This is a genomic window from Bradyrhizobium sp. 482_C4_N1_8 (genome assembly GCF_052075965.1).
In the GTDB taxonomy this organism is placed as follows: Bacteria; Pseudomonadota; Alphaproteobacteria; order Rhizobiales; family Xanthobacteraceae; genus Bradyrhizobium; species Bradyrhizobium barranii.
In genome coordinates this window covers 5,471,666-5,490,147 of the sequence record NZ_CP197231.1, presented here as the reverse complement: position 1 = coordinate 5,490,147, position 18,482 = coordinate 5,471,666, and the positions used below count along the sequence as shown (strand labels likewise).

Below are 18,482 nucleotides of genomic sequence, written 5' to 3'. Positions count from 1 at the left end.
ATTTGATGAATTTCAAGCACGTCACCGGGCTGTTTTGCGCAGCCGCGATGTTCCTTACGCTGGGCTCCGGCGCGCAGGCCCAGGACAAGGTCATCAAGATCGGCGTCATCATGCCGATGTCCGGCGGCACCGCCTCGATCGGTGCGCACGCCAAGGCGGCGCTCGAAGTCGCCATGGACATCATCAACAACGCTCATCCTGAGCTTGGCAATCTGCCGCTGGCGAAGAACGCCGGCCTTGCCGGCCTCGGCGGCGCCAAGATCGAGGCTGTGTTCGCCGACAACCAGGGCAACCCGGCGACGGGCCAGAACCAGGCGCTACGCCTGATCACGGAAGAGAAGGTGGCGGCCGTGTTCGGCTCCTACCAGTCCGGCGTCACGCTGACTTCGAGCGCGATCGCCGAGAAATACGGCGTTCCCTTCCTGAACTCGGAATCGGTCGCCGCCAATCTCACCGAGCGCGGCTTCAAATGGTTCTTCCGCACCACGCCGATCGCGACCGATTTCGCCAAGATCTATGTCGACTTCCTCGCCGACATCAAGGCGCAGGGTGCCAAGACCGACGCCGTCGCGGTGGTCCATGACAACACCGAATACGGCACCTCGGTCGCCAACACGATCGCCGGCGCCTTCAAGGAAAAGGGCCAGCCGATCGCGCTCGACATCGCCTATCCCGTCAATGCGACCGATTTGCAGGGCCAGGTGCTGCAGCTCAAGGACAAGAAGCCCGACGTCGTCATCATGATCAGCTACACGTCGGATGCGATCCTGTTCGCCAAGACCATGCAGTCGCTCGACTACAAGCCGGCCGTGCTGCTGGCCGACGATGCCGGCTACTCCGATCCGTCCTTCACCAAGGCGGTAGGCAAGATCTCGCAAGGCGTCTTCAACCGCTCGTCCTGGGTCGTGGGACCGCCGGGCTCGGCGTCCGCCATCATCGCCGACATGTACAAGAAGAAGAGCGGCGAGGAGATGGACGACACGGTCGCCCGGCAGATGCAGGGCTTCTTCGTGCTGGCCGATGCCATCGACCGCGCCGGCTCGACCGAGCCTGCCAAGATCCAGGCCGCGCTGAAGGCGACGGACCTGAAGCCCGAGCAGCTCATGATCGGCTACAAGGGCGTGAAGTTCGACGACAAGGGCCAGAACATCCTGGCTTCCGGCGCCATCATCCAGCTCCAGGATGGCGAGAACTACGTCGCGGTATGGCCGAAGGCCAATGCCGAGAAGGCGCCGGTACTGCCCTACAAGGGCTGGTGAGATTGCCTGAAGGCGGGACCGCGCGTCCCGCCTTTCCCAGAATGTTTTGATCAGAGCAACGCAGCTCATGTCCTTCGTACTCGTGCAGGTGATTGCCGGCGGGCTTCTGCTCGGTGCCGTCTACGCCCTGTTTTCCTCTGGCCTCACGCTGGTGTGGGGCATGATGAACATCGTCAATTTCGCGCATGGCGACTTCGTCATGCTCGGCATGTACGTCGCCTATGTCGTCTATACCCTGATGGGGGGAGGGCCCATCCTCGGCGCCCCACTGGCGACACTGGTGCTCGCGACCGTCGGGGTCGTCGTCTATTTCGCCCTGATCCGCGACATCATGAAGGGGCCGATGCTGGCGCAGATCCTCGGCACGTTCGGGCTCGCGCTGCTGCTGCGCTATTCCGTGTTCTGGTGGTTCGGCGCCAACTTCCTGTCGATGCCGTCGAATATCGTCGGCGGCACCTATGCGTTTGCGGGCCTGCGCATCGAAGCCTCGCGGCTGCTTGCCGGTGTCGTCGCGCTGCTGGTGACATTCGGTCTTCACCTGCTCCTGACGCGCACATCGCTTGGTTCAAAAATGCTGGCGGTGGCGGAGGATCAGACCGCGGCTCAGCTCATGGGCATCAGGCCCGATACGATGCAGGCGATCGCCTGGGCCATCGCGGCCGGCGCCACCGGCCTTGCCGGCGCGCTAATCGCGAACTTCTTCTACATCGTGCCGACGGTCGGCGAGACGCTCGGCATCGTCGCCTTCGTCACGGTATCCCTTGGCGGCTTCGGCAGCGTGCCAGGCGCGCTCGTCGCGGGCCTGTTGATCGGCGTGATCGAGTCGCTCTCCGGCTATCTGATCGGTGCGGTCTACAAGGACATCGTCGTCTATGTCCTGTTCCTGTCCTTCCTCTGGTTCCGGCCGCAAGGCCTGATGGGCAAGCTCTGATGAGAAAGCTGCAATGCGGCGCTTGATCTGGCTCTCGATCGTCGCAGCACTGGCGATTGCCTATCCGTTGCTGCTGTCCTCGCCGTTCCAGCAGCGCCTGGGCGCACTGGTGCTGCTCTATGCCATCGCCGCGTCGGCCTGGAACATCGTCGGCGGCTATGCCGGCCAGGTCTCGGTCGGCCACGTCGTGTTCTTCGGCTGCGGCGCTTATGCCGCGATGGGGAGCTACGCCAAGTTCGGGCTGTCGCCGCTGTTCGGCATCCCCGGCGGGATCGTGCTGGCGGTGGGGCTCGCTGCGATCATCGGCGTGCCGACGCTACGGCTGTCGGGTCACTATTTCAGCATGGCGACGATCGCGGTCGCCGAGACCGTGCGGCTGATCGTCACCAACACCGACTGGCTCGGCGCGGCCGTGGGTCTTTCCGGTCCAACGGTCCCCCGCAACATCTTCGATCTCTCGTTCCTGTCGTCGCTGCCGTACTACTACCTCTTCCTGGTCGTCCTCGTGATCACGCTGTTCATCACCTGGTGGATGACCAACAGCCGCATGGGATTCTATCTGCGCGCGATCAAGGATTCCGAGAGGGCCGCACGTTCCCTGGGCGCACCCGCGAGCCGGACCAAGCTCTACGCCTACATGCTGAGCGCGGCGCTGACGAGCGTTGCCGGCGCGCTCTATGCGATGATGTTCGGCTTCGTCGATCCCGAGTCCGGGCTCGGCATCCTGATCTCGGTCAAAATCCTGATCATGGCGGCGCTGGGCGGGGCGGGGTTGCTGTTCGGTCCGCTGGTGGGAGCCGCGATCCTCGTGCCGCTGGAGGAGATCTCCAACAGCTGGCTTGGCGGCAAGGGGGCCGGCCTCACCTTCGTCCTGTATGGCGCGATCATCGTGCTGATCGCGCGCTTCCAGCCCGGCGGCCTGCTCAGCCTGTTCATGGGACGACGTAAGCCCGGCGCAGATAAGGGAGCCGGCCATGCTCCTTGAGGCGCGCGGGATCACAAAGGCGTTCGGCAGCTTCAAGGCGGTGGACGATGCGTCCGTCACGCTGGAGCAGGGCGATATTCTCGGCCTGATCGGCCCGAACGGCGCCGGCAAATCCACCTTCTTCAATTGCCTCACCGGCGACCTCAAGACCACCTCGGGCCGCGTGCTGTTCGAGGGGACCGACATCACCGACTTCGCGCCGGAGCAGCGCGCCGGGCTCGGGCTTGCGCGCACCTTCCAGGTGCCGCAGACCTTTGAAGGCATGACGGTGCTCGAGAACGTCATGATCGGCGCCTTCCTGCGCACCTCGCATCGCCACGGGGCCGAGACCAGGGCGCGAGCGGTGCTGGAGCGCGTCGGCATGAGCAGGCTTGCGGATGCGCCGGCGCGCTCGCTGGGCACACCCGGCCGCAAGCGGCTGGAGATCGCCCGCGCACTGGCGACCGAGCCGAAGGTGCTGCTGCTCGACGAGGCCATGGCCGGGCTCAACGCCCACGAGGTGAGGCTCGCCATCGATCTCGTGCGCGACATCCACCGTTCCGGCATCACGCTCGTCATCGTCGAGCACATCATGGAAGTGATCATGTCGCTCGCGAGCCGCGTGATGGTGTTTCACCAGGGCAAGGAGATCGCCCGCGGCTCGCCGCGCGAGGTCACCTCGAACCCGGCGGTGATCGAAGCCTATCTCGGCAAACGCGCGGCGAAGGCCGCGGCCCGCCATACGCCGGTCGAGCTGATGGGCGGGCGGGACCTATGAGCGGCGCGCTTCTTCGGATCGAGCACCTCGAGGTGCGCTATGGCGACCTCATAGGTGTCTCCGACGTCTCGCTGGAGGTGCCGGAGGGCAGCGTCGTCGCGCTGCTCGGCTCCAATGGCGGCGGCAAGACCACGACGCTGAACGCGATCGCGGGTCTCATTCCCGTGCATTCCGGATCGATCAGCTTTCGCGGCGAGGACATCGCCGGCCAGAAGGCCTTTGCGATCGTGCGCAAGGGGCTGGCGCTGTCGCCGGAAGGCTGGCGCCTGTTCGTGCAGCAGAGCGTCGAGAACAACCTCATGCTCGGCGCGACGCCGCTGCACGACAAGTCGCGCCAGACCAATTTGCTTGAGCGCGTCTACGAGATCTTCCCGCGGCTGAAGGAACGCCGCAACCAGCGCGCCGGCACCATGTCCGGCGGCGAGCGGCAGATGCTCGCGGTCGGCCGCGCGCTGATGAGCGATCCTAAGCTATTGATGCTGGATGAACCGTCGCTCGGCCTCGCGCCGGCGGTGGTCGAATCCATGTACGAAACCTTCGGCCGCCTGCATCGCGAGGGCCTGACCATCCTGCTCGCCGAGCAGTCGATCGAGCTCGCGCTGGAAGTCTCGGACTTCGCGACCGTGCTCCAGGTCGGCAAGAGCGTGCTGTCCGGCACGGCCGCTGCGCTCGCACAGGACCCGCAGGTGCAGAAGGCCTATCTCGGGGTCGACTGATTGATCTCCGCCTGGAGCAACAGCAACAGGCAACCGGCCAGCCGCGTCTCCATCTCTTTTGATCTAAGCGACAGCGGCCCGGGATCGTTGAGGATCGCGTTCACCAGCGTGCCCAGCACGACCTGAAAGCCGAAGGCGATCGTGCGGGTCTTGGCGGCCTTGCGTCCCTTGTCCATGGCCGGGAGCAGGAGAGGGGTCGCGCGTCCAGTCGTTGCCTTCGCGAGGGCCTTGAACGGCGTCCATTTGTCCGGACGGGTGTCGTCATGCTGAAGCGCGGCGCGCAGCACGCCCTCGTGGTTGCGCATCCAGGCGATGATGCCGCTGACGATGATGTGGCAGAGCTTGTCGAGGTCCGTATCCGGTGACGGCCGCCTGATTTCGCCCAGCCGCTGTTCGCCGTCGCGCGCAGCCAGCGCCATCAGTGCGTTGAAATAGGCCTCCTTGCTCTCGAAGCGGCTGTAGAAGGCGCCGACGGTGGCGCCGACCTCGGTGCAGAGCGCCTCGATGGACAGCTCCGCAAGGCTGCGCGTGCGCAGCATGCCGGCGCCGGCGCGCAGCAGCGCCAGCGTCGTCTCGCGGCTGCGCTTCTGGCGCGACGGGGCAACGCCGGGAAGGTCGAAATCGGGTTCGTCCGAGCTTGGCCGCATCCGTGCTTGCATCCGGCTAAAATCATAATCATAATTCGGATTATAATTTAGACGTGGCCGAGCCGCGGGTCAACCGCAGCCGCCGGGCAACCAGCAGGGAGAAGCAGATGAGCGCAAACAGCGGCACGCCGTTCCGCGGCACCGTCGGCAAGACGGTCGCGGAGTCGAAACCCTGGTGGCCGGAGGCGCCAAGGCCGCCCGAGGGCGCGCCGAACATCCTGGTCGTGCTGTTCGACGACGTCGGCTTCTCCGATTTCGGCTGCTATGGCTCGACAATCAAGACGCCGACCATCGACCGGCTCGCCGCGGAGGGGCTGCGCTACTCCGGATTCCACACCACGGCAATGTGCTCGACGACGCGCGCCGCGCTGCTGACAGGACGCAATCATCACTCGGTCGGCGTCGGCTGCCTTGCCAATTTCGATTCCGGTTATCCCGGCTACCGCGGCAAGATTGCGCGTGAGGCGGGGACGCTGGCCGAGATGCTGCGCATACATGGCTATCGCAACTACATGGTCGGCAAATGGCACGTCACGCCGCTGACCGAGAGCGGCGCCACCGGCCCGTTCGACGGCTGGCCGCTCGGCCGCGGCTTCGACCGCTTCTACGGCTTCCTTGATGCCGAGACCGACCAGTACGCGCCGGAGCTCGTCTCCGACAACACGCATATCGATCCACCGGGCACGTATGCGGACGGCTATCATCTGACCGAGGATCTGATCGACCAATCGATCCGCTTCATCGGCGACCATGTCGCCGACCGTCCTGACGTTCCCTGGCTCACCTGGGTCGCACTTGGCGCCTGCCACGCGCCGCATCAGGCGCCGGCCGATATCATCATGAGCTATGACGCCGAATTCGCGCACGGCTGGGACGTCGAGCGCGAACGGCGTCTGGCACGCCAGAAGGCGTTGGGGCTGGTGCCTGAGGGAACGCGGATGCCGGCGCGCAACGATGGCGTGAAGGCCTGGGAGGAGCACTCGGCCGATGAGCGCCGCGTCTTCACCCGCCTGCAGGCGGCTTTCGCCGGCATGCTTGATCATTCCGATCGGCATCTTGCACGGCTTGTCTCGTTCCTGGAAACGGCCGGCATTCGCGACAACACCGTGATCATCGTGATGTCCGACAACGGCGCGAGCCAGGAGGGCGGGCCGCTCGGCTTCGTCAACGCGATGGGGCCGTTCAACTTCAAGCCGGAGCCGATCGCGGAAAAGCTCGGCCGTATCGACGACATCGGCGGGCCCGACACCCACAGCAATTTCCCGCATGGCTGGGCGATGGCGTCGAACACGCCGCTGCGGCGCTACAAGCAGAACACCCATGGCGGCGGCATCCGCGATCCCTTCGTCATCAACTGGCCTAAGCGGATCGCAGGCAAAGGCGAGCTGCGGCACCAGTTCGTCCACGCCTGCGACCTCACCCCGACGCTGCTGGAGCTGATCGGCGTTGAGGCGCCGAACGAGATCGGTGGCTGCCCGCAGATGCCGCTGGAAGGCGAGAGCTTCGCGCGCTCGATCACGGATGCGTCCGCGTCCTCAAAAAGCTCGCCGCAATATTTCGAGATGTTCGGCCATCGCGGCCTCTGGCAGGGCGGCTGGAAGGCGGTCGCCTTCCATCCCTCGGGCACGCCGTTCGAGAACGACAAATGGGAGCTGTTTCATCTCGACCAGGATTTCTCCGAGACCGACGATCTCGCCGCAAAGGAGCCGGAACGTCTGGCAGCAATGATGGCGACCTGGTGGGCGGAGGCCGCGAGGCACAAGGTGCTGCCGCTCGACGATCGCTTCGGGCCGCGCTTTGCGGAGAACGCCGCACGCTTCCACGGTGCGCGCCACCATTTCGTCTTCCACGCCGGCATGGGCCACGTGCCGACCGATGTCGCGCCTGACGTGCGCAGCCGCAGCTACACGATCGAGGCGCATGTCGAGATCGACGAGGCGGGTGCAAACGGCGTGCTGATCTCGCATGGCGACGCGACGTCGGGCTACAGCCTCTACGTCAGGGACGGTCACCTCGTGCACGACCTCAACATCGGCGGCAGCCACCAGATCGCGCGGTCGGACCGCAAGGTGCCGTCAGGCGCGCGGCGGCTCGGCGTGTATGTCGAGCGGCTCGTGCGCAAGGAGCCGCCGGCCAAGGGGGCGCGCACCGGCGTCACCGAATATACGCTGCTGATCGACGGCGAGCCGGCGGGGTCGCTCCAGACCCAGCTCGGCTTCCACACGCTGATCTCGTGGTCCGGTCTCGACATCGGCCGTGACCGCGGCAGCCCCGTGTCGCATTACGAGGCGCCGTTCGAGTTCGAGGGGCGATTGCTGCGCGTCACCGTCACCATGCACAACGACCAGAAGCTCGACGGCGATGCCGTCGGCAACGCGCAGATGGCGCGACAGTGATAGGGAAGAGGCGGCGCAGCATCCGCGCCGTCATTGCGAGCGCAGCGAAGCAATCCAGACTGCCTCCGCGGAAAGATTGCTGGATTGCTTCGCTACGCTCGCAATGACGAGGTGAGAGAGCGTCCACTCCAACAGGAAACGGGAGCGGTCCTTACTTGATCTTGTCGTAGGCCGCCGCGAAATCGCCCAGCGGCATCGGGATCGCGATCGCCTCCTTGGCCATGTTCTGGAAGGAGACCTTCAGCTGCTTGCCCGACCGCAAGGCGGCGAGCAGGTCCGCCGCGATCGGCGTCGAGGCGTAGCAGCCGCGGTTCTCGCAGGTCTGGATCTGGAGGTCGAATGTCTTGCCCTCGTCGACCTGGAGCTTGGCCCCGACGGGCAGGTTGAGTCCGAGCGGTAATTGCAGCAGCGCCACCGGCGTGCGGGTGTCGGGCGCGATGCGGATGTTGATCAGCACGATGGTCTGGCCGGTTTTGGTCAGCACCGCGTTCTGCTCCATTGCGCATTCGAGCGGCGCGTCGCGGCTGACGCTGGTGCAGCGCACGACCCATCCGGCTTGCTGCGCACCGTCAGCCTGCGGCTGGGTCGGAGCTGGCGCGGGCTGTGCGGCCGGTGCAGGGGAAGCGGCGTTCTTTTTGGCGCTCTGCTGGGCATACGCGCCGCCTGTCGACAGCAGAAGGGCGGCGGCGAGGGCGACAAGTCTGGATTGCATGGACATGGCGAAACCGCGTTGGCGTGAACCGAGGGCCTCGCTGTAGCGTCGCGGAAGCCGCGGTGCAAGCTTACTCGGCGGCCTGCTTGACGGTGCTGTGCTCGGGCGCCTCGTGACCTTTGCCGTCACCCGAACGGCCCCAGCCCGAGAACCAGTTGTTGAGCTCGTCGAGATAGAGATAGACCACCGGGGTGGTGAACAGCGTCAGCGCCTGGCTGACGATCAGGCCGCCGACCATGGCGTAGCCGAGCGGCTGGCGGATCTCGGCGCCGGTGCCGTGGCCGAGCATCAGCGGCACGCCGCCGAGCAGGGCGGCCATCGTCGTCATCATGATCGGCCGGAAGCGCAGCAGCGCGGCCTGACGGATCGATTGCTCCGGCGTCTTGTGCTCGTCGCGCTCGGCCGCGATGGCGAAGTCGACCATCATGATGCCGTTCTTCTTCACGATGCCGATCAGGAGAATGATTCCGATCAATGCAATGAGGCTGAAGTCGAAGCCGGCCGCCATCAGGATCAGGAGCGCGCCGACGCCGGCCGAGGGCAGGGTCGACAGAATCGTAATCGGGTGGATGTAGCTCTCGTAGAGAATGCCGAGGATCAGATAGACCACGACGAGGGCTGCGAGGATCAGCAGCGGCACGGTGCCGAGCGACTGCTGGAACGCCTGCGCGGTGCCCTGGAAGCTCGAATTCAGGGTTGGGGGTGCGCCGAGATCGGCCATCGCCTTCTGCACGGCCTCGGTGGCCTGGCCGAGCGCGACGCCCTGGGCGAGGTTGAAGCTGATCGTGATCGCCGGGAATTGGCCCTGGTGGCTGATCGAGAGCGGGCGGACCGGATCGGTGGTCCAGGTCGCAAAGGTCGACAGCGGCACCTGGTCGCCGGTCAGCGGCGATTTCAGGTAGAGCTTGTTCAGGCTGTCGAGACTGCCCTGCATCTCCGGCAGGATCTCGAGGATCACCTTGTAGGTGTTGAGCTGGGTGAAATACTGCGTGACCTGCCGCTGTCCGAAGGCGTCGTACAGCGTGTCGTCGATCAGCTGCGGCTGGATGCCGTAGCGCGATGCGGTGTCGCGGTTGATCTTGAGCTGGACCGTGGTGCCCTGCGTCTGCTGGTCGGTCGCGACGTCGCGCAGTTGCGGCAGCGTCTGCATCTTGGCGAGGATTTTCGGCGCCCAGTCGTTGAGCTCGGTGAGATCGGCATCCTGTAGCGTGAATTCAAACTGCGTGCGCGTCGGCCGGCCGCCGAGCCGGACGTCCTGGGCCGCTTGCATGTAGAGGCGGGCGCCCGACACCTTCTCGAGCTTAGGACGCAGCCGGGCAATGATCTCCTGCGCCGACGCGTTGCGCTCGTTGCGCGGCTTCAGCGTGATGAACAAATTGCCGTTGTTGCCGGCGCGGCCGCTGCCGCCGATGTTCATCGCGATCGTGGCGACGTCGGGATCGTCCATCACGATCTTGCCGAGCTCGACCTGGCGGCGCTGCATCTCGGCGAAGGAGATGTCCTGGGACGCTTCCGAGGTCGCGGTGATCAGGCCGACGTCCTGCTGCGGGAAGAAGCCCTTCGGGATCAGGATGAACAAATAGATCGACAGGCCGAGCGTGGCGAAGAAGATCAGGAGCGTGGTGCGGCGCCAGGCCAGAGCATGATCGAGAACGTACTCGTAGCCGCGCAGCATGCCGTCGAAGGCGCGTTCGCTCCACTGGTAGAACTTGCCGTGGGTCACCTCGCCATGAGCGCGCAGGAAGCGTGAGGCCATCATCGGCGTCAGCGTCAGCGACACGAACATCGAGACGAAGATGGTCATCGCCAGCACGACGGCGAACTCGCGGAACAGGCGTCCGATGATGCCGCCCATCAGCAGCAGCGGGATCAGCACCGCGACCAGCGAGATGCTGATCGAGACGATGGTGAAGCCGATTTCCTTGGAGCCCTTGAAGGCGGCCGCCATCGGCGATTCGCCTTCCTCGATGTAGCGCGTGATGTTCTCGAGCATCACGATGGCGTCGTCGACGACGAATCCGACCGCGATGGTGAGCGCCATCAGCGATAGATTGTCGAGCGAATAGCCAACCACCCACATCAGGGCGCACGCGCCCAGTAGCGCCAGCGGAACCGTGATGGTGGGAATGACCGTCGCCCAGAAGCTGCGCAGGAAGACGAAGATGACCATGACCACGAGGGCAATGGTCAGCAGCAGCGTGAACTGGACGTCCTCGACCGCGGCGCGGATGGTCGTGGTGCGGTCGCTGATCAACTCGATCTTGATCGCGGGCGGAATCGCCGCGACGAGGCGGGGCAGGGTGGCCTTGATCCGGTCGACGGTCTCGATGACGTTGGCGCCCGGCTGCTTGAACACCACCAGGAACACGCCACGCTTGCCGTTGGCCCAGGCTGCCTGCTTGGCGTCCTCGGCGCCGCTCACCGCCTGTCCGATGTCGCGGATTCGAAGCGGACCGCCATTGCGATAGGCGATGACGACGTCGTTCCAGTCCTTGGACTGGGTGAGCTGGTCGTTGGCGTAGATCGTGTAGGCGCGCTTCGGCCCGTCGATATTGCCCTTGGGGCTGTCGACTGTGGTGATCGCGATCTGGCTGCGCACGTCCTCCAGCGACAGGCCCTTGGCGACGAGTTTCGCCGGGTCGATCTGAATGCGGATGGAGGGCTTCTGCTGGCCGCCGATGAAGACCTGCGCGACGCCCGAGAGCTGGCTGATCTGCTGGGCAAGCTGGGCGTCGACGGCATCGCTGACGGTGGTCAGCGGCAGTGTATCGGATGTTGCCGAGAGCAGCAGGATCGGCGCGTCGGCCGGGTTGACCTTGCGGTAGGTCGGCGGCGAGGGCAGATTCTTCGGCAATTGACCGCTTGCGGCGTTGATGGCGCCCTGCACGTCGTTGGCGGCGCCGTCGATGCTGCGGTTGAGGTCGAACTGGATGGTGATCGAGGCGGTTCCCAGATAGCTCGTCGAGGTCATCTGGGCGATGCCGGGAATCTGGGCGAATTGCCGCTCGAGCGGCTGGGCCACCGACGAGGCCATCGTCTCGGGGCTGCCGCCCGGCAAATTGGCTGTGATCTGGATGGTCGGGAAGTCCACCTGCGGCAGCGGCGCGACCGGCAGCAGGGGATAGGCGACGAGACCGACGAAGAGGATGCCGGCCATCAGCAGCGAGGTGCCGATGGGATAACGGATGAAAGGTGCCGAAATCCCGCCCTCGGTCATTCCTGTCGTACCTTATTCTGGCTCGGATCCGAGCTTGCTACGGCCGTCGAGACGAGGCTTCCGGGCTGGACCTTGAACTGGCCGCCGGTGATCACCTGTTGACCCGGGCTCAAGCCTTCGTCGACCACCGAACGGCCGTCGATGGCGTAGCTGACCTTGATCTTGTGCACTTCCGCCTTGTTGTCCTGATTGACGGTATAGGCGTAGAGGCCGTTGGTCGAATGCTGAACCGCGTCATCCGGAACCACGGTCGCGTCCTTCAGGGTGCGTACCAGAAGGCGCGTCGAAACCGACTGGCCCGGCCACAGCGTGTGTTCCTTGTTGTCGAACACCGCCTTGAGCCGAATAGTCCCGCTGGTCGTGTCGACCTGATTGTTGATGACCGCGAGCTTGCCCTCGGCCAACGTTTTCTTGCCGTCGGTGGTGAACGCGATCACCTTGAGCGCGCCGGCCTTCTGGCCTTCGCTGATATAAGGCAGCTGGTCTTCCGGCGCGGTGAAGATCACCGAGATCGGCTCGACCTGCGAGATCGTCACGATTCCCGTCTGCGTGGAGGCGTTGACGATGTTGCCAACGTCGACCAGGCGCAGCCCGGCCACGCCGGTGAACGGCGCCTTGATCTGGGTGTAGTCGAGCTGGGTCTGGGCGTTGGAGATGGCGGCTTCGTCGGCGGCGATCTGGGCGGTCAGCTGCGCGACGGTGGAACGCTGGGTGTCGACCCGCTGCGCAGTCGCGAACTCGCCAAGCTTCATGGCACGCTGGAGCTCGAGATTGGCGTTGGCCAGATTCGCCTCGTCCTGCGCCTTCTTGGCCTTGGCCTGGTCGAGCGTGGCTTGATAGGGCCGGGGATCGATCGAGACCAGAAGCTCGTCCTGCTTGACCATCTGGCCTTCGCTGAAGGCGATCTTGTCGATCTGGCCGTCAACCCGGCTCCGGACCTGTACGGTGTTGAAGCCCTGAACCGTGCCGAGACCGGTCAGATATACCGGAAAGTCGGCCTTCTGGACCGGCGAAACGCTGACGGGGATGGCGGGCGGACGCGCCGGACCCTTCTGAGCCGTCTGGGTTTTTCCGGCCTCGGGCGAGCCGAATTTCTGCCAGCCATAGTAACCCGCGGAGGCCACGGCCGCGATGATCAGAATCCAGAGGATCGGCCGTGTTTTTTTCATGTCGGCTCGTTGGCTTTTACGCCCAAAACTACGAATTGTGGAGCAATCATAGGGTTCCAGCGCGCTTGTATAATACACGCCAAGTTCCAGTGTAAACAGCACTATCGGTTCGGAATCCTAAACAATTGGAAAGCTTTGTACTGTCTAGGCAGCTCCGTGACACTACGGTGTGCAGTGCTGCATTTTCCCGGCGCGAGCGATCCGCGCGCAAATCTTGGGCAATGCCCGGAGCCGGTGTGGGCGGCTTGCAGAGCTGTCCGCAAGGGCGCCCCGGCTGTGCTGCGAAGTGAGCCGGGATCAACCCCCGTGAGAACGGTTCTAATTCGCCTGCACGGCGTTTCGGTTGTCAGGAAATCCGGCATCGGTCATATCGGCCCCGCCACAACGGGAGCGCAGGATGGACGAACTGAACGGCAAGCTGATCGCGTGCCAGATTCTGATCACGGGACTGATCGCGCGCGTCGCCAACGAGCAGCGCGATCCCTTGCGATTCCTGACCGACTTCCGGGACGAGATCAAAGCCGTCGTTGGCGGCGTCAACATCGCCGGCATGGACAACTCCGATCGCGTGCGCGCCGTCGCGCAGAAAACCGTCGACGAATTGTTCTCGCTGATGAAGCCGCCGAGCAGCGATTGAGAGCGGCGCCGCTGCTCGCGCCTGCGCAGCTCTCGCATGCGCCCATGTTTCCAGATTGAAATCTGCACCGAGTCCGATCTGGATGAATTCAAATGTGCTGGCAGATCAATCGCATTGACCTGCTTTTCTCCGACCGATAGCACCGCCCCATCGTTCGCGTTTCTGCATCGACGAAGCGCATCAGCTCGAAGGTTGATGCGGCACGACGAGATCGCAGCGCTCAATGTCCAGATTAGAACGGTTCAAGTTTAGAACCATTTAAAACTGCGGCGCACTCAACCGAGTTTAGAATTGCTTTGAAATGGTCGGATTCAAACGGAGTGTTGCAGAGATCGCGTTGACCCCCATGAACACGCCCGATAGCACCAATGCGTCGCGTTGTCGCAACGCGACCAATGGAAGCATAAGCACTGTGGGGCGTGTGATGGGCATGATGAAAACACCGCGATCGTTGCGTTCGGATGCGGATCGGAAATCCTTCGGCAACAATTTCGACACTGCGACCGGCAAGACTGTGTCCACGGTCGCCAGTTTGATTGCGGTCGCGACGGTCTCGACCGGCGCACAGGCGCAGCAGACCAATCTGCCCCCCGTGAACGTCGATGCGCCTCAGCAGCGTCCGCGTCCGACCGCTTCGAAGCCCACCGCCGATCAGATTCGTGCGCGCAACGCGCTGCGGCGCGCGGCGCAGCGGCAGCAGGCCGCACAAGCGCCTGTCGCCAATCCGAGCCCTGGTCCTGCCGATCGTGATCCGTACGCAAATCCCGCCGCGCCTTACATGGCCACCCGAGTGCAAGCGTCAGGTAAATTCCCTGAGCCAATCCTCAACACGCCAAAATCGATCACCGTGCTTACAAAGGATGTGCTGGAGGACAAGAACGCCACGACGCTGAAGCAGGCGATCCTGAGCACGGCCGGCGTGACGCTCGGAACGGGTGAGGGCGGCAATGCCTTCGGTGACCGCTTCTTCATTCGCGGCTTCGATGCCCGCAACGACGTCTTCATCGACGGCGTGCGCGACGCGGGCGTCAGCGTCCGTGAAAACTTCTTCACCGAGCAGGTCGAAATTCTGCGTGGTCCGGGCTCAACTTTCGCGGGCCGCGGTGTCGCCGGTGGTGCGATCAACATCGTCACCAAGCAGGCGACGACCGAGAAGAGCTTCTACAACATGGACACCACGTTTGGCACCGACATGACCAAGCGCGTGGTGCTCGACGTCAACCAGGTGATCAACCCGACCTGGTCGGTGCGCGCGGGCGGACTGTTTCAGGACGCCAATGTCGCTGGGCGAAGCTATGTGACCGACAATCGCGACGGCGCATTCGTCGCGACGATATGGAAGCCTCTGGATGCAGTCAAAATCACTGCCAACTACATCCATACCGAACTGACCGGACTCCCGGACTTCGGCGTGCCTTACTATCGGCCGAGCACGGCGACGACCGCCGGCGGCCCGTTCACCGATTTCGGGGTTAATCGTAAGAATTGGTACGGCTTCCTCAACCGAGACTTCTACCGGACCGGCCAGGACATTGGTTCGCTCAACGCCGAGGTTTACGTCACGCCAGATCTCTTGATCACCAATAGGTTCAGGGATTCTCACTCCACGCAGAACTACATTGGAACGCTGCCTGAAGCGCCGACACTCGCCCCAGGGGCTCCGTTTACGGCCTACACCCTCAGTGCGAATCCGCAGAGCCGCTACCAGGTCACGGACGTCATCGCCAATCAGACGGAGGCGACTTACAAGTTCAGTGATAGCGCAGGCTTCAAACACACTGCGCTTGCCGGGTTTGAATACGACCACGAGACCTCGTCTATCAACAGCTATACCGGCCTTGCTTCGGAGGCGCTGCCTGGCGGCTTTACCGGCAACTCGCTGACAGGCGTGAGCGTGTTCAGTCCGCAATACACAAACCTTCCCTTCGGGATTCCCGGAGGTTTGACGCAGAAGCCGACCAACATCGCGATCGATACCAAGAGCGTATACGTGCTGGATACGGCCAACTACAACGACGTCCTGATCCTGAATGGTGGCGTTCGGTTTGATGACTACAATATCAAGGTGAACGGCTGGGGTTCGGTCAACGGGGGAACGCTGAACGCCTTTGGCCAGCAGCAGCAAGACTACGGGATGCCGAATTTCAATCTCGGCCTCACCCTCAAGCCATTGCCGAACGGAAGCGTTTACGCGGCCTACGCAACCTCGTCGAACCCGGTCGGCGCGGAATTTGACGGAACCAGCGTTCAGTATGGTGGTCTTGCGCCCGTGCTCAACGGCGCCGCTCCTCAGATCTTCGGTCCTGAGAAGAACAAGGCGATCGAGCTTGGAACGAAGTGGGAGCTGTTCGACAGGCACCTGTTGCTGACCGCTGCGCTCTTCCAGACCGAAAAGGAAAATGCGCGAGAGTCGCGCAATGTCACTGCTGCAACTGCGACTGCGGCATGTCCCTATACTGCTACGGCGGGGAACGTATCCTGTATCACGGCCGGCGCGGCCTATCGTATTCGCGGTATCGACCTCGGCGTCAGCGGCAAGATCACCGACAAATGGAGCATTTTCGGCGGTCTCGTTCTGATGCAGTCGGAAGTGACGAAGTCGCTGATTCCGCCGGCCAACACGACGCTCTACACCACCAACGTGGGCCTGCCCCTCTCCAACGTCGCGCACCAATCCTTCAGTTTGCTCAGCAAATATCAGTTGACGGATGTGTGGGAGCTGGGCGGTCAGGCGGTCTACCGCTCGAAGATTTATGGCGGTACGTTCCTCGCGGCGAACCAGGGCACTTCGATCCCGAGCTACTGGCGGTTCGATGCCTTCGTCGAAGCCAAGCTCAACCAGAACTGGCAGCTGAAGCTGTTCGTGAACAACATCTTCGACAAACGCTACTATGACGCGCTGTACCAGAGCGCCGCGCCCTTCGTGCTGGAAGCACCGGGACGCGCCGCCTATCTGGTGATCTCGGCGCGCTACTGATGGAGTAACGACGAGGTGCCATGCTGACATGCATAGACGGCGTCCTGAGCAAGGATGATGTGGCGGAATTCCGCCGCATCATGGACGCCAGCGAATGGGAAGACGGCCGTTCCACCGCGGGCGCGCAGTCAGCAATGGTCAAGCGCAATGAGCAGTTGCCGCCTGACAGCGAGGTCGCGCGCAAGCTCGGCAACCGCATCATCTCGGCGCTGACGTCGAACCCGCGGTTCCTGGCAGCGGCGATCCCGCTGCAGATCTTCCCGCCGCTGTTCAACCGCTATGCGGCCAACAGCGGCCATCATTTCGGGCTGCATGTCGACAATGCGATCCGCGGCGACCGCCTGACCGGCCTTCGCATCCGCACAGACCTGTCTGTCACGCTGTTCCTGGCCGAGCCGGAAGAGTATGACGGTGGCGAACTTGTGATCGAGGACACCTACGGTTCGCACGAAGTGAAGTTGCAAGCCGGGGACTGCGTGCTCTATCCCTCGACCAGCCTCCATCTCGTCACGCCGGTGAAGAGGGGGACGCGGGTTGCGTCTTTCTTCTGGCTTCAGAGCATGATACGGGACGATCAAGCCCGGAGCATGATCTTTGACCTCGACACCGCGATACAGGCGCTGGTGGAACGGCTCGGGCGTGACGATCCCGAAACGGTCAAATTGACGGGTATCTATCACAACCTCATTCGCTACTGGGCCGAAGTATGAAGATCATGTCCTTCCAAGCAAGCCTTGCCGCCGCCTTGATGCTGGCGGCCGCCTGGCTCGTATCCCCTGTTTCTGCCCAGACACAGACCCCGCCGGCGGCACCTGCACCGGCACAGGCGACGGCTCAGCCGGCCACCGCCAGCCCGGCTCCGGCTGCCGCTCCGGCGGTGGTGGCGCCCGTGGCGAAGCCCGACGCGGCCGCTATCGCGCCCGCCATGAAGGAGCTGTCCCCCTGGGTGATGTTTATGTCGGCGGACGTCATCGTGAAGGCGGTGATGATCGGGCTTGCCTTCGCATCGCTGATGACCTGGACCGTCCTGATCGCCAAGTCGATCGAGCTGTCGGTCGCGTCCGGCAAGCTTCGTTCGGCACTGAAGAAGATCTCGGAGGCGCGCTCGCTCGCGGAAGCGCAAATGGCGCTCGGCGCCAAGCAGGGCATTCTGCCGTCCTTCCTGGCGGCGGCACTGCGTGAGGCGCGGATGTCGGCCGGCCTGTCCAGCGATGCCGGCATCAAGGAGCGTGCGGCCTCGAGCTTTTCCGAAATCGTGCGCGCGGAGGCACGGCGCATCCGCATCGGCATGGGCGTGCTGGCGACCATCGGCTCGACATCGCCCTTCGTCGGCCTGTTCGGCACGGTCTGGGGCATCATGAACAGCTTCATCGGCATCTCGAAGTCGCAGACCACGAACCTCGCCGTGGTCGCGCCCGGCATCGCCGAGGCGCTGCTCGCGACCGCGATCGGCCTCGTCGCCGCCATTCCCGCCGTCATCATCTACAACCACTTCTCGCGCGTGACGAAAAGCTATCTCGAGCTCGTCAGCCGTGCCTCGGGCGCGGCGGGGCGGCTGCTCTCGCGCGATCTCGACCGCAGCCACGGCAGCGCGCATTCGCGCGCGGCGGAGTGAACCATGGGCGTTTCGCTCGCAGACAATGATGACGACGACGATTTCGGCGAGACGCATGACATCAACGTCACGCCGTTCATCGACGTCATCCTGGTGCTGCTGATCATCTTCATGGTCGCAGCTCCGCTCTCCACGGTCGACCTGCCGATCGATCTGCCGACCTCGAGCGCGACCCCGCAGAAGAAGCCGGACAAGCCGACCTATCTCAGCATCAAGCCCGATCTGACGCTTGCGATCGGCGAAAACCCGGTCCACCGCGCCGAGTTGATCGGGACCCTCGACGGCCTGTCCGACATGAGCAAGGACAAGTATGTCTTCCTGCGCGCCGATCGCTCGGTGCCGTATGGCGAGTTAATGAGTGTCATGGAGCTCTTGCGCTCAGGCGGCTATTCCCGGGTGAAGCTGGTCGCGCTGGAGGGCGCTCCCGGAGCGCCTGCGGCAGGCGCCGGTCAGCCTTAGAGGCG

Annotated in this window: 15 protein-coding genes; 11 read left to right on the top strand and 4 right to left on the bottom strand. The window is 63.9% G+C overall.

Annotation, left to right across the window (positions count from 1 at the left end; all coding sequences use genetic code 11):
• Nucleotides 1–5: 5 nt before the first annotated feature.
• The 5 genes from AB7Z56_RS26580 (at nucleotide 6) to AB7Z56_RS26560 (ending at nucleotide 4,648) form a co-directional block, all read left to right on the top strand.
• Nucleotides 6–1,259, top strand: a complete 1,254-nt coding sequence (locus tag AB7Z56_RS26580; protein ID WP_063983870.1) for an ABC transporter substrate-binding protein — start codon at nucleotides 6–8, stop codon at nucleotides 1,257–1,259.
• Between the two features lie 67 nt (nucleotides 1,260–1,326).
• Nucleotides 1,327–2,190, top strand: a complete 864-nt coding sequence (locus AB7Z56_RS26575; RefSeq protein WP_063983869.1) for a branched-chain amino acid ABC transporter permease — start codon at nucleotides 1,327–1,329, stop codon at nucleotides 2,188–2,190.
• Nucleotides 2,191–2,203: 13 nt separating this feature from the next.
• On the top strand, nucleotides 2,204–3,175 hold the full coding sequence (locus AB7Z56_RS26570) for a branched-chain amino acid ABC transporter permease (protein WP_063983868.1): 972 nt from the start codon (nucleotides 2,204–2,206) through the stop codon (nucleotides 3,173–3,175).
• Complete coding sequence (locus AB7Z56_RS26565) at nucleotides 3,165–3,932, top strand: ABC transporter ATP-binding protein (protein ID WP_441256498.1); 768 nt, start codon at nucleotides 3,165–3,167, stop codon at nucleotides 3,930–3,932. The genes AB7Z56_RS26570 and AB7Z56_RS26565 overlap by 11 nt, the downstream gene beginning before the upstream one ends.
• Nucleotides 3,929–4,648, top strand: a complete 720-nt coding sequence (locus AB7Z56_RS26560) for an ABC transporter ATP-binding protein (protein ID WP_063983866.1) — start codon at nucleotides 3,929–3,931, stop codon at nucleotides 4,646–4,648. The genes AB7Z56_RS26565 and AB7Z56_RS26560 overlap by 4 nt, the downstream gene beginning before the upstream one ends.
• Here AB7Z56_RS26560 and AB7Z56_RS26555 read toward each other — a convergent pair.
• On the bottom strand, nucleotides 4,630–5,295 hold the full coding sequence (locus tag AB7Z56_RS26555) for a TetR/AcrR family transcriptional regulator (protein ID WP_063983865.1): 666 nt from the start codon (nucleotides 5,293–5,295) through the stop codon (nucleotides 4,630–4,632). The genes AB7Z56_RS26560 and AB7Z56_RS26555 overlap by 19 nt on opposite strands.
• Nucleotides 5,296–5,402: 107 nt before the next feature.
• On the opposite strand from AB7Z56_RS26555, the gene AB7Z56_RS26550 reads away from it, so the two are divergent.
• On the top strand, nucleotides 5,403–7,691 hold the full coding sequence (locus AB7Z56_RS26550; RefSeq protein WP_063986439.1) for an arylsulfatase: 2,289 nt from the start codon (nucleotides 5,403–5,405) through the stop codon (nucleotides 7,689–7,691).
• A gap of 151 nt (nucleotides 7,692–7,842) precedes the next feature.
• On the opposite strand, the gene AB7Z56_RS26545 is transcribed toward AB7Z56_RS26550, so the two are convergent.
• From AB7Z56_RS26545 to AB7Z56_RS26535, 3 genes are all read right to left on the bottom strand, one after another.
• Nucleotides 7,843–8,409, bottom strand: a complete 567-nt coding sequence (locus AB7Z56_RS26545) for an invasion associated locus B family protein (protein WP_063983864.1) — start codon at nucleotides 8,407–8,409, stop codon at nucleotides 7,843–7,845.
• A 64-nt stretch (nucleotides 8,410–8,473) separates the two neighbouring features.
• Nucleotides 8,474–11,620: a multidrug efflux RND transporter permease subunit gene (locus AB7Z56_RS26540; protein ID WP_063983863.1), complete on the bottom strand. Its 3,147-nt coding sequence runs from the start codon at nucleotides 11,618–11,620 to the stop codon at nucleotides 8,474–8,476.
• Nucleotides 11,617–12,789: an efflux RND transporter periplasmic adaptor subunit gene (locus AB7Z56_RS26535; RefSeq protein WP_071914957.1), complete on the bottom strand. Its 1,173-nt coding sequence runs from the start codon at nucleotides 12,787–12,789 to the stop codon at nucleotides 11,617–11,619. Before AB7Z56_RS26535 ends, AB7Z56_RS26540 begins: the two co-directional genes overlap by 4 nt.
• A gap of 397 nt (nucleotides 12,790–13,186) precedes the next feature.
• On the opposite strand from AB7Z56_RS26535, the gene AB7Z56_RS26530 reads away from it, so the two are divergent.
• From AB7Z56_RS26530 to exbD, 5 genes are all read left to right on the top strand, one after another.
• Nucleotides 13,187–13,426 carry a hypothetical protein gene (locus AB7Z56_RS26530; RefSeq protein WP_063983861.1) on the top strand — a complete coding sequence of 80 codons (240 nt, stop codon included), beginning with the start codon at nucleotides 13,187–13,189 and terminating at the stop codon, nucleotides 13,424–13,426.
• A gap of 424 nt (nucleotides 13,427–13,850) precedes the next feature.
• A complete protein-coding gene (locus tag AB7Z56_RS26525) occupies nucleotides 13,851–16,403 on the top strand; it encodes a TonB-dependent receptor (RefSeq protein ID WP_231144619.1) in 2,553 nt (850 codons plus the stop codon).
• A gap of 20 nt (nucleotides 16,404–16,423) precedes the next feature.
• Nucleotides 16,424–17,113, top strand: a complete 690-nt coding sequence (locus tag AB7Z56_RS26520) for a Fe2+-dependent dioxygenase (protein ID WP_063983860.1) — start codon at nucleotides 16,424–16,426, stop codon at nucleotides 17,111–17,113.
• On the top strand, nucleotides 17,110–18,018 hold the full coding sequence (gene exbB / locus AB7Z56_RS26515) for a tonB-system energizer ExbB (protein WP_063983859.1): 909 nt from the start codon (nucleotides 17,110–17,112) through the stop codon (nucleotides 18,016–18,018). Before AB7Z56_RS26520 ends, exbB begins: the two co-directional genes overlap by 4 nt.
• 3 nt (nucleotides 18,019–18,021) lie before the next feature.
• Nucleotides 18,022–18,477: a TonB system transport protein ExbD gene (gene exbD, locus AB7Z56_RS26510; RefSeq protein ID WP_014495997.1), complete on the top strand. Its 456-nt coding sequence runs from the start codon at nucleotides 18,022–18,024 to the stop codon at nucleotides 18,475–18,477.
• Nucleotides 18,478–18,482 lie beyond the last annotated feature (5 nt).